A 10,235-nucleotide genomic window follows, 5' to 3' on the forward strand; every position below is an offset into this window, starting at 1 on the left:
GTGGTCGGCGGGGGCGGCGGCTGGCACTCGTTGAGATCCGGACGGACCTCACAGATGTCCACGCCGGCACCCGGCGGGCGGTTGGGCCCGCAGGCGCTCGGGTCGAGCTCGCAGGTCGGGGTGCTCCCGGACGGGACGTTGCCCGCCGGGATGAAGGTCACGCCGGTGTTGGCGGCCGGGACGATGTCGTCCTCGTCAGCCTCTTCGTCGGCCGACTCCGACTCGGACGGCTTGTCGTCGGGTTCGAGTGTGTCCTGTTCACTGGGGAGCGTGGACTCCCCGGTTGACGGGTCTTTCTTCGGCGAGCTCTCCGGGTCACTGTTGACAGTGCAGGAGAACAGGACGAGAAGCAGGATCAAGATGATCGCGCCTATGACGATCCCGCCGATTGTGCGGTTTCGCGCAGTGGTTTCCATACCGAGGGTGTCCCTCCCAAGAATCAACGCTTAAAGGGGCGGCACCGACGGAACGATGCACGTCGTCCACCCAAGGCGGCATTGAATCGCTTTACCTATGATCCGCACAACGACATAAGCGCGAGTTGGCTATGCCGTTTTCACAACGTTTTCCCAATCGGGACCATAGGCCCCCATTCGGCGTGTCGCTCAGTGGATGGCGTTGCCCGCAGAACCGAGGTGCTGGGCGCCCTCCACGACCCGAGCAGCCATGCCGGCCTCGGCCACCTTGCCCCAGGCACGCGGATCGTACGCCTTCTTGTTTCCGACCTCGCCGTCGACCTTCAGGACACCCTCGTAGTTGGCCAGCATGTGGCCCGCGACCTGGCGGGTGTAGGCGTACTGCGTGTCGGTGTCGATGTTCATCTTGACCACGCCGTACGAGACGGCCTCGGCGATCTCCTCGGCGCTCGAGCCGGACCCGCCGTGGAAGACCAGGTCGAACGGGCGCGAGCCCGCGGCCAGCCCGAGCTTGGCGACGACCGCGTCCTGAGCGTCCTTGAGGATCGAGGGACGGAGCTTGACGTTGCCGGGCTTGTAGACACCGTGCACGTTGCCGAAGGTGAGCGCGGTCAGATAGCCCTCGACCCCCAGCGCGTCGGCGGTCGCGATCGCGTCCCCGGGGGTGGAGTAGAGCTTGTCGTCGATCGCCCCGACGATGCCGTCCTCCTCGCCGCCGACCACGCCGACCTCGATCTCGAGCACGATGTGAGCGGCCTTGGCAACGGCCAGGAGCTCGGAGGCGATCTCGAGGTTCTCCTCCAGCGGCACCGCGGAGCCGTCCCACATGTGGCTCTGGAACAGCGGCGCCTCGCCGCGCTGGACGCGCTCGGCGGAGAGCTCGAGGAGGGGACGTACGAACCCGTCGAGCTTGTCCTTGGGGCAGTGGTCGGTGTGCAGCGCGATGTTGACGTCGTAGGACTTGGCGACCTCGGTCGCGTACGCGGCGAAGGCCACCGAGCCGGTCACCATGTTCTTGACCGTGGGACCGGACAGATACTCCGCGCCGCCGGTGGAGATCTGGATGATGCCGTCCGAGCCGGCCTCCGCGAAGCCGGCCAGTGCCGCGTTGAGCGTCTGCGACGAGGAGACGTTGATCGCCGGGAACGCGAACCCCTTCTCCTTCGCTGTCGCGAGCATCTCGGCGTACTTCTCGGGGGTGGCGATGGGCATCTGGGGTCTCCTTGAGATCCGTTTCTCGACCGGTGCGCTGGTGGCCAGCGTAATGCGCCCCCGGTCCACCCCGCCCAACGCCCGCGGTTGGATCGATCAACCAGGACAACCGATCCGCGGCCGGATCCGTATCCATGGGTGAGACTGACCTTGGAGGCCATCATGGACTGGCAGGACACCCTCGAGCGGGCGATCCCTCTACCGCCGCCCACACACCCCGATCCGGCCGCGCTGGTGGCCGAGGGGAAGAGGCGCGTACGCCGCCGGCAGATCGCCGTCCTCGCAGGAGCCGCCGCCGCGGTCGCCGCGGTGATCGGGATCGGCGCGGTCGTCGTCCCCTCACGCGACAGCGCCACCCCGGACCCGCCGATCGCGACGCACTCCACCTCCACGGATGAGGGCTGGCCGCCCCGGGCCGACATCCCGTTGAGCGACGACGCCCCGATGGCGTACGACTTCGACACCGGGGAGGTCACCTTCCAGGACGGTTGGACGGAGGTAGATCGGGTCGAGGAACCCACGGGCCTCAGCGACACGCTGGCGGTCGCGGCGACCGACGGGAAGACGACGATCTACGCCTACTTCCTGGATGTCAACGGCATCTTCACCGACGCTTCCCGCACGACCAAGAGCTTCCAGACCTGGGCACACGACATCTCCAACTCCAGGCCAGGGGTCGCCTGGGAAGCCGGCGGCACGGTCAAGGTCCGTGGCAGCGGCTGGACGCTGGTCCGCGAGGTCTCGAACCCGTTCGACTATGACGCACCCTGGGACTCGGTCGGGGCGGTCGTCGAGCGAGATGGCATCGAAGAATGGGTCTTCTTCAGGAAGAACAGCGCGTCGGACTTCTTCATGGGCTACGACCATGCCTCCACCTATGCCATCCCCGGTCAGACCATCGACGACTGGCTGGCCGACATCGAGAAGGCGGAGCCCGCCTCCGACCGACCGGATCGCATCCACATCGACCCGACCCAGACCGACGTGGTCGAGTTCAGCGGCTCGAAGGTCGTACCCACCGAGGACGGAGTGAAGGTCCTCGACCAGCTCGCCGACCCCGACATCGGCCACTCGTTCGCTACCGGCACCTCGCAGACCGCCGCTGCCCGGATCGCCGTCGACGGCCGGGAGCGATACGTCCTGGTCCAGGAGAAGCTCGGTGCGGCGAAGCAGGAGTACGTCTCCTGGGCGTTCTCCTACACCCTGCTCCCGGCCCCGCGAGCCGAGGACCGCACCACGGTCTCGCTCGAGGAGTTCGCGGCGAGGGTCAAGGAGCACACCCGTCCCGGAGATGAGCCGTGGTGGGAATGAGCGACCACGACGAGTCCTTCACCGCGTTCGTCGCGGCCCGGCGGTCGCACCTGGTGCGGGTGGCGTACGCACTGTGCGGCGACTGGCACCGGGCGGACGACCTGGTGCAGACGTCGCTGCTGAAGCTGTACGCCGCGTGGCGGCGGGTCGAGCGCGGGTCGGAGGAGGCGTACGTCCGGACGATCCTGGTCCGCGCCCACATCGACCAGACCCGGCGACCGTGGTGGAGGCGGGAGCGGCCGGGCGACCTGCCGGAACGGGCCGGCGCCTCGGAGCAGGTCGAGCAGCGGTCCGAGCTCTTCGACGCGCTCCAGGCGCTGCCGGAGATGCAGCGCAAGGTGGTCGTCCTACGCCACTGGCTGCAGCTGTCGGTCGCCGAGACCGCGCACGAGCTGCGGATCAGCGAGGGGACCGTGAAGAGCCACTCCTCCCGCGGCCTGACCGCGCTGCGTGCCTGTCTGGAGTCGGGGGATGCCTCCCGGACCTAGCCCGACCTGGCCCCACCTAGCCGGAGACAGAGCAAGAACGGTCGGGCGGGCATGCACCTGGCGGACCTAGCGTCGGGACCATGCCCAAGGTCACTTACTTCACCGCCACATCGCTGGACGGCTACATCGCCGATGAGAACAGCTCGCTGGACTGGCTCTTCGAGACGCCGCACGGCGACGACGAGACGGACTGGGACCGGCTGATGGCGGAGTCGGATGCGCTGGTGATGGGCGCGACGACGTACCGCTGGATGATCGGCCACGACCCGGAGATGTTGACCGGACCGGAGAAGTGGCGGGAGTACTACGACGAGCGGCCGGTGTGGGTCTTCACGCACGCGGAGGATCTGCCGAAGGCGCAGGGCACGGATGTGCGCTTCGTGCGGGGCGACGTGAAGGCGGTCTATGACGAGATCGCGGCCACCGTCGACGGCGGGATCTGGCTCGTCGGCGGTGGGGACCTGGTCGGCCAGTTCGACGATGCCGGGCTGCTCGACGAGGTTGTCGCGGGGATCTGCCCGGTGACCCTCGGCGCCGGTGCGCCGCTGCTCCCCCGGCGCATCACCAGCAAGCGGATGCGGATCATCGATGTCGTCCAGAGCGGGCAGCAGGTGAAGATCCGGCTCGCTGTCGATCGAGGATGAGAACCCCGCTGTCGCCCGGCCCCGAGGCCACGTCACCATGAACGGCGACATATCCGGGCGACCCGGAGTTAACTTTAGCGGGTGGTGTCGGGGCTAACCACGCCAGGTCTGCTCGGCGGACAGATCAGCATGCTGGACGACCCAGGAGTGCATCGCGATCGCCGCGGCCGCGGAGGCGTTGATGGACCGCGTCGAGCCGAACTGGGCGATCGAGAAGGTGCCGTCGACGCTCTCGCGGGCCTGCTCGGAGAGTCCCGGACCCTCCTGCCCGAACAGGAAGCAGACCGACCTCGGCAGCTCCATCGTCTCCAGGTGGAGCGAGCCGGGCAGGTTGTCGATGCCGAGAAGGCGTACGTCTCGTTCATGGAGGTAGTCGGCGAGCGCGGGCACGTCGGGGTGGTGGTGGACGTGCTGGTAGCGGTCGGTGACCATCGCGCCGCGACGGTTCCAGCGGCGGTTGCCGACGATGTGCACCTCGGCGGCGAGGAAGGCGTTGGCGGTGCGGACGATGGTGCCGATGTTGAAGTCGTGCTGCCAGTTCTCGATCGCGACGTGAAAGCCGTGGCGGCGCCGGTCGAGGTCGGCCACGATCGCCTCGAGGGTCCAGTAACGGTAACGATCGACCACGTTGCGGCGGTCACCGTTGGCCAACAGCTCCGCATCCCACTGCTCACCCTCGGGCCAATCCCCCTGCCACGGGCCGAGGCCGACCTCCGGCTGCCCGTGGGGCATCGGGTCGTACGGAGCTCTGGGGTCGCCTTCGGGCGGTGGTGTCTCGTTCATCGATTCGACAGGTTATTCGACAACAAGAGTTGTTACCTATGGGTACCGTGGGGTCCGTGATAGGTGCGGGCGTATCAGCGCCGATGCTGGCCGGCCTCGAGTGGATGAGTCCCGACTTCCTGCTGGCTACTTTTGGCGAGCCGCTCTTCTGGATCAGCCTCATCATCATCTTCATCGAGTGCGGGCTCTTCTTCCCGTTCCTGCCCGGTGACAGCCTGCTGATCGCGCTCGGCATCTTCATCGCGACCGGCAAGATCGACATCTTCCCCGGGCCTCCCGGTGTGGAGATCGTGATCGCGATGCTCTTCTTCCTCGTCGCCGCCTTCGCCGGCAACGTGACCGGCTACGAGATCGGTCGCAAGATCGGGCCGCGGCTCTATGAGCGCAACGGCCGGTTCATCAAGAAGAGGCATTTCGACCAGACCCGGGAGTTCTTCGACAAGCACGGCAACAAGGCGCTGGTGATCGGGCGATTCATCGCCTTCGTACGCACCTACGTCACCGTCGTCGCCGGGGTCACCCACATGGACCGGCGACGGTTCTACTTCTGGAGTCTCGTCGGTGGCGCGCTGTGGGTGCTCGCGGTCACGCTGTTCGGCTTCTTCGTCGGGGCGCGCTGGCCCTGGCTGGCCGACAACATCGACTACCTGATCCTGCTGCTCTTCGCGGTCGCGTTCGTGCCCGCGATGGTGGAGTGGTGGCGTCGGCGGCGTACGTCGTCGCAGGTCGCCGGTATGGGCGCTCCTCACGCCGAGGAGATCGACGACTCCGAGCGCCAAGCCGACCGCTAACGAACCAGACGGCCGTTGCCGAGTCGCTCCAGGGCCTCCTCGATCACATCTCGCTGCTTGGTGAAGGTCCACCTGACCAGGTGCTTCCCTGCCTTGGTGTCGTAGAAGCCCTGCAGCGGGATCGCCACAACACCGGCCCGGTCGGGCAGCGCCCGGCAGAACTCGAGCGAGTCGGTCCAGCCGAGGTCCTCGACGTCGGAGACGGCGAAGTAGGTGCCTTCGGGGATGGTCACGTCCAACCCGATCGCCTTCAGCCCGTCGCAGAGGAGGTCGCGCCGTCCCTGCAGATCGAGGGCGAGCTCCTTGGGCCAGCGGTCCAGGTGCTCGAGCGCGTACGCGGCGGCCGGCTGCAACGGGGCGCCGGAGGTGAACGTGAGCCACTGCTTGGCCGCCATCAGCGCCTGGGTCAGGTGCTCCGGGCCGGTGGCCCAGCCGACCTTCCAGCCGGTGAAGGAGAAGGACTTGCCGATGCTCGACAGGGTCAGGGTGCGCTCGCGCATCCCGGGGAGGGTGGCGATCGGGATGTGTGGGGTCTCGTCGAAGGTGAGGTGCTCGTAGACCTCGTCGGAGACGACCGTCAGGTCGTGGTCCCGCGCGAAGGCGGCGACCGTCTCCAGCTCCTCGCGGGTGAGCACGGTGCCGGTCGGGTTGTGCGGGGAGTTGAGCAGGAGCACCTTGGTCTTCGATGAGACGGCCGCCTCGAGCGCCTCGCGAGGCAGCCTCCCTCCGGGCGCGGAGGCGTCCAGGCTGAGCGTCACCGGGCGACGTACGCCGCCTGCGAACTGCACCATGGCCGGGTAGCTGTCGTAGTAGGGCTCGACGAGGATCACCTCGTCGCCCGGGTCGACCAGGGCGAGGACGGCCGCCGCGATCCCCTCGGTGGCACCGGTGGTCACCACGACCTCTCGCGCCGGGTCGAAGGTGAGGTCGTAGTGGCGCGCCTGGTGGGCCGCGACCGCCTCGCGCAGTGCCGGGATGCCCGGCCCGGGGGCGTACTGGTTCCTTCCGCTCTCCAGCGCGGCGACGGCTTCCTTGATGATCTCCGGCGGTCCGTCCACGTCTGGGAACCCCTGGCCGAGGTTGACCGCGCCGGTGGCGGCGGCCAGGGCCGACATCTCGGAGAAGATCGTCGGCGGGATGCCCTGGAGTCGCTGTGCCGTCATGCCGCCGCCTCCGTAGGGCAGACCGAAGAATACGGACGCGGCGGCCTGACATCTATCGTCGTTCGCTGGCGCTCACTCATGCCACTTAGGCTAAGGGGCGTGACCACGGACCAGGCCCTCGCTGCCGACATCGATGCCACCTGCCGCCTGCACGGGGAGTTCACGCTCCGCTCGGGGCAGGTCAGCGACACCTACTTCGACAAATACCTCTTCGAGGCCTCTCCTGCTCTTCTCGAGCGGGTCGCGGCCCGGATGGTCGAGCTGCTTCCCGAAGGGACCGAGCTCCTCGGCGGGCTCGAGCTCGGCGGCATCCCGATCGTGACCATGGTGTCGGCCAAGACCGGCATCCCGGCGATCTTCATCCGGAAGAAGGCCAAGGAGTACGGCACCGCCAAGCTCGCCGAGGGTCCGTCCTTCTCCGGGAAGCGCGTCACCTTGATCGAGGACGTGATCACCAGTGGCGGGGCGGTGCGGGATGCCGTCAACGCGCTCCGTCCGCTTGGTGCGGTCGTGGACACTGTGGTGTGTGCGATCGACCGGTCGCCGTCGCCGGGCGAGTCGCTGCGTGACGTCGAGCTGGAGATCCGGTCGGTGCTGACCCGGGCCGACCTGGACGCGGTCAACGCAGCCTCATAGGCTTCGGCCGCCTGGCCCACCCACACACTTCGAAGAGAGCCTCATGATCCTCACCGCCAGCCAGCCCGACGAGCTCACCGGCGTCGCCGGCTGGGCGGTCGACCTGATGGACAAGCTCGGCCCGGTGGGTGCGGGGCTCGGCATCGCGCTGGAGAACCTCTTCCCGCCGCTGCCCTCGGAGATCATCCTGCCGCTGGCCGGGTTCACCGCCGCGCAGGGCCGCTTCACCATCGCCGAGGCACTGATCTGGACCACGCTCGGCTCGGTCGTCGGTGCGCTCGCGCTCTACCTGGTCGGCGCGCTGATCGGCCGCGACCGGGTCTACTGGGTCGGCGAGAAGCTGCCGCTGATCAAGACCTCCGACCTGGAGAAGACCGAGGCGTTCTTCGAGAAGTACGGCGCCTGGACGGTCTTCTTCGGCCGCTTCATCCCGATCTTCCGGTCCTTGATCTCGGTCCCGGCCGGTGTCACCCGGATGCCGATCTGGCAGTTCCTGCTGCTCACCACCGTCGGCTCCGCGATCTGGAACACCATCTTCGTCGTCGCCGGCTATCAGCTCGGCGACAACTGGGAGAAGGTCGAGCCGATCGTCGGCCGGTTCCAGAAAGTCGTGATCGTCGTCGTCGCGGTCGCCGTCCTCGCCTGGATCGCGGTCCGCGTCTACAAGACCATCCGTCGCTCCGGCAACGGCGCCAAGGACGACTCGCTCGTCGGTTAGAACCTCTGGTGCGTCGGCGGCTGGAAGCCGGGCGCTGCGGGTGGCTGCTGCTGCCAGGGGTGGGGATTGCCGGGCGTACGCCGGGCGAACCAGTCACCTGCCCTGCCTGCGTACAGCATCACCAGCGCGGCGATGATCAGCGCGGGATAGAGCACCACGAAGATCGAGAGCACGCCGCCGATCGAGCCGGTGATGGTCAGCAGGATCCGGGCGACCTTCGACCGGAACAGCACCATGATCCCGAGCGGGATCGCGATCAGGCTCAGCACGCCGCAGACGATGAACCAGATCACCATCACCAGCGTGACGTCCTTGTCCGAGGACGTCGGATCGTTGTAGTCGGAGATCCCCGCCGGAACCATGAACAACGTGAGCAGCAGCGCGAGGGCGGCGCCCACGATCGTCATGATCGCGGCCGCCGTCACGGTCCCCGGACGGGCCTCGGGATCGATCTGTTTCGGCGGGTAGTAGGGACCGAGGTACGCAGGGGGCTGCCCCATCGGGACCTGGCCCATCGGTGTGTGTCCCATCGGTGCGTGTCCCATCGGGACCTGGCCGTACGCCGGCGGCACCTGGCCGTACGCCTGCGGAGCCTGGCCCCAACCTTGCGGCTGCGTGCTTGGCGGATGAGGTGCTGCGTACGGCGTCGGGGGCGGGGGCTGCATCGGCGGCTCCTGACCCTCGAACGGCGGCTTGCCGCCATAAGGGTTGTCGAAGGAGCCGTACTGATCTGACATGCCGCGGAGCCTATCCGGCCGGTGGTCCAACCGGCTGTTCTTTATCGCGTCGGGCCTTCGCTCCGCGTGCGGAACCACGCAGCGGTCTCCGGGCGCAGCAGGAACGAGAAGGTCGCGACCGCGGCGAGAGAGAGGAAGAGCGCTGGCAGCACGGCGAGCGCGAAGAGGAGCAGCGCGACCCCCGAGAGACCGGCGGTGATCATCAGCGCGACCCGGGCCCAGGCGCGGCGGCGGAGCGCGAAGACGGCGAACACCGCCGCGGCGATGCAGATCAGCGTCACGATCACCGCCATGAACCAGGCCGAGGCGATGATGATGTCGGTCGTGTAGAGCTTGGCCATCTCACGCGTCGCCGCGTCGCCCTCCGCCTGCTTGCGCACCTGCTCCAGGATGAGGTCGGGGTTGGCGGTCGCGGTGACTGCCGAGGCGATCATCATCAGTGCGGTGAACCCGGACCCGATCCAGGTGAGCGCGGCCGCGGCCATGACCGCGCCCGGCCGGCGCGTGGTCGCCGCAGTCCTGGCCCCGGCGACCGGTCCGGTCCACGGCGGCGGCTGGCGATCCGACAGCCGAGCCGCTCCGGCGTTCGAGTCGCTGGTCGAGCCTGTCGAGCCCTCTTGTCCGGTGGTCGAGCCTGTCGAGACCTCCGGCGGAGCCGGAGCGACGTACGACGCCTCGTTCGGGTCACCTCCGCCGGTGGCCTCCCGCTTGGTCGGCGAGACCCCGTCGAACCAGTCACGCGTCGGCGACATCCACAGGAGCACGACCGCTACGGCGGCCAGCGTCGACCAGAACCCTCCGCCGAACATACCGGCGAAGAAGAGTGGCGCCGCGATGATGGTGAGCGCCAGCCTCGCCTGCTTGTTGCGCTGCAGCACGTGCCAGCCGAGGATCACCGCCGCAGCCGCCATCGCGGCGGTGACCAGCGCCATCACGTGCATGAGGTCGAGGATGTTGCCGAGCTCGATCCCCGAGCCGGCCAGCGGCGGCTCAGCGAGAACCTCCTCCACCCGCTCTCGGGTGTCGAGGCTGCGCAGACCGGCGATCTGGTCCCAGGCAGCCACTACGGAGAGCAGCGAGCCGAGCACGATGAGCCCACCGGCGAGGGTGGCTTGGCCGGGGCGAGGAAGCTTCGTTTCAGACATGTCGTGACCATTTTCTCATCCCCACCAACTCCCCCGCCTCCCGCCCGCCGAGAAACCCCTCCCAGCGCCCGAGAATCCACCACTCGGGCCGAGACGTCACCCCTGCAGGCCGAGACGTCACCCCTGCAGGCCGAAGCGTCACCCCTGCAGGCCGAAGCGTCACCCCTGCAGGCCGAAGCGTCACCCCTGCA

General features: G+C 68.1%; 12 protein-coding genes. 6 read left to right on the forward strand and 6 right to left on the reverse strand.

The window, feature by feature from the left end:
* Both ACRDPS_RS20070 and fbaA read right to left on the reverse strand, forming a co-directional pair.
* A partial coding sequence (locus tag ACRDPS_RS20070) for a hypothetical protein (protein WP_431503428.1) occupies positions 1–359 on the reverse strand: 359 nt, incomplete at its 3' end.
* Between the two features lie 246 nt (positions 360–605).
* On the reverse strand, positions 606–1,628 hold the full coding sequence (fbaA, locus tag ACRDPS_RS20075) for a class II fructose-bisphosphate aldolase (protein ID WP_431503429.1): 1,023 nt from the start codon (positions 1,626–1,628) through the stop codon (positions 606–608).
* Positions 1,629–1,766: 138 nt separating this feature from the next.
* Between fbaA and ACRDPS_RS20080 the strand changes: the two genes are divergently transcribed.
* The 3 genes from ACRDPS_RS20080 (at position 1,767) to ACRDPS_RS20090 (ending at position 4,071) form a co-directional block, all read left to right on the forward strand.
* Positions 1,767–2,939 carry a hypothetical protein gene (locus ACRDPS_RS20080; RefSeq protein WP_431503430.1) on the forward strand — a complete coding sequence of 391 codons (1,173 nt, stop codon included), beginning with the start codon at positions 1,767–1,769 and terminating at the stop codon, positions 2,937–2,939.
* Positions 2,936–3,427: a SigE family RNA polymerase sigma factor gene (locus ACRDPS_RS20085; RefSeq protein ID WP_431503431.1), complete on the forward strand. Its 492-nt coding sequence runs from the start codon at positions 2,936–2,938 to the stop codon at positions 3,425–3,427. Before ACRDPS_RS20080 ends, ACRDPS_RS20085 begins: the two co-directional genes overlap by 4 nt.
* 80 nt (positions 3,428–3,507) lie before the next feature.
* Positions 3,508–4,071: a dihydrofolate reductase family protein gene (locus tag ACRDPS_RS20090; protein ID WP_431503432.1), complete on the forward strand. Its 564-nt coding sequence runs from the start codon at positions 3,508–3,510 to the stop codon at positions 4,069–4,071.
* 93 nt (positions 4,072–4,164) lie between these two features.
* Here the strand turns inward: ACRDPS_RS20090 and ACRDPS_RS20095 are convergent, their stop codons facing one another.
* The gene (locus ACRDPS_RS20095; RefSeq protein ID WP_431503433.1) at positions 4,165–4,854 is read right to left on the reverse strand and encodes a TrmH family RNA methyltransferase; all 690 of its coding nucleotides are present in this window, start codon (positions 4,852–4,854) and stop codon (positions 4,165–4,167) included.
* A gap of 38 nt (positions 4,855–4,892) precedes the next feature.
* Between ACRDPS_RS20095 and ACRDPS_RS20100 the strand changes: the two genes are divergently transcribed.
* Positions 4,893–5,645: a DedA family protein gene (locus ACRDPS_RS20100; RefSeq protein WP_431503434.1), complete on the forward strand. Its 753-nt coding sequence runs from the start codon at positions 4,893–4,895 to the stop codon at positions 5,643–5,645.
* Here the strand turns inward: ACRDPS_RS20100 and ACRDPS_RS20105 are convergent.
* Complete coding sequence (locus tag ACRDPS_RS20105) at positions 5,642–6,808, reverse strand: aminotransferase class I/II-fold pyridoxal phosphate-dependent enzyme (RefSeq protein WP_431503435.1); 1,167 nt, start codon at positions 6,806–6,808, stop codon at positions 5,642–5,644. The genes ACRDPS_RS20100 and ACRDPS_RS20105 overlap by 4 nt on opposite strands.
* Positions 6,809–6,907: 99 nt before the next feature.
* Between ACRDPS_RS20105 and pyrE the strand changes: the two genes are divergently transcribed.
* Together pyrE and ACRDPS_RS20115 are read left to right on the forward strand one after the other, a co-directional pair.
* Positions 6,908–7,444, forward strand: coding sequence for an orotate phosphoribosyltransferase (gene pyrE / locus ACRDPS_RS20110; RefSeq protein ID WP_431503436.1), 537 nt, complete (start codon positions 6,908–6,910; stop codon positions 7,442–7,444).
* Positions 7,445–7,487: 43 nt separating this feature from the next.
* A complete protein-coding gene (locus ACRDPS_RS20115; protein ID WP_431503437.1) occupies positions 7,488–8,162 on the forward strand; it encodes a DedA family protein in 675 nt (224 codons plus the stop codon).
* Here ACRDPS_RS20115 and ACRDPS_RS20120 read toward each other — a convergent pair.
* Together ACRDPS_RS20120 and ACRDPS_RS20125 are read right to left on the reverse strand one after the other, a co-directional pair.
* Complete coding sequence (locus tag ACRDPS_RS20120) at positions 8,159–8,899, reverse strand: hypothetical protein (protein ID WP_431503438.1); 741 nt, start codon at positions 8,897–8,899, stop codon at positions 8,159–8,161. The two genes, ACRDPS_RS20115 and ACRDPS_RS20120, sit on opposite strands and share 4 nt — an antisense overlap.
* Positions 8,900–8,940: 41 nt before the next feature.
* Entirely contained in the window at positions 8,941–10,044 is a 1,104-nt protein-coding gene (locus tag ACRDPS_RS20125; RefSeq protein ID WP_431503439.1) for a hypothetical protein, read from the reverse strand.
* Positions 10,045–10,235 lie beyond the last annotated feature (191 nt).

This window comes from Nocardioides sp., from assembly GCF_050699375.1.
In the GTDB taxonomy this organism is placed as follows: domain Bacteria; phylum Actinomycetota; class Actinomycetes; order Propionibacteriales; family Nocardioidaceae; genus Nocardioides.

Coding starts and splice junctions, on each gene's coding strand:
- fbaA (WP_431503429.1), bottom strand. CDS start 1,628: ATGCCCATCGCCACCCCCGAGAAGTACGCCGAGATGCTCGCGACAGCG.
- ACRDPS_RS20085 (WP_431503431.1), top strand. CDS start 2,936: ATGAGCGACCACGACGAGTCCTTCACCGCGTTCGTCGCGGCCCGGCGG.
- ACRDPS_RS20090 (WP_431503432.1), top strand. CDS start 3,508: ATGCCCAAGGTCACTTACTTCACCGCCACATCGCTGGACGGCTACATC.
- ACRDPS_RS20095 (WP_431503433.1), bottom strand. CDS start 4,854: ATGAACGAGACACCACCGCCCGAAGGCGACCCCAGAGCTCCGTACGAC.
- ACRDPS_RS20100 (WP_431503434.1), top strand. CDS start 4,893: ATGGGTACCGTGGGGTCCGTGATAGGTGCGGGCGTATCAGCGCCGATG.
- ACRDPS_RS20105 (WP_431503435.1), bottom strand. CDS start 6,808: ATGACGGCACAGCGACTCCAGGGCATCCCGCCGACGATCTTCTCCGAG.
- ACRDPS_RS20115 (WP_431503437.1), top strand. CDS start 7,488: ATGATCCTCACCGCCAGCCAGCCCGACGAGCTCACCGGCGTCGCCGGC.
- ACRDPS_RS20120 (WP_431503438.1), bottom strand. CDS start 8,899: ATGTCAGATCAGTACGGCTCCTTCGACAACCCTTATGGCGGCAAGCCG.
- ACRDPS_RS20125 (WP_431503439.1), bottom strand. CDS start 10,044: ATGTCTGAAACGAAGCTTCCTCGCCCCGGCCAAGCCACCCTCGCCGGT.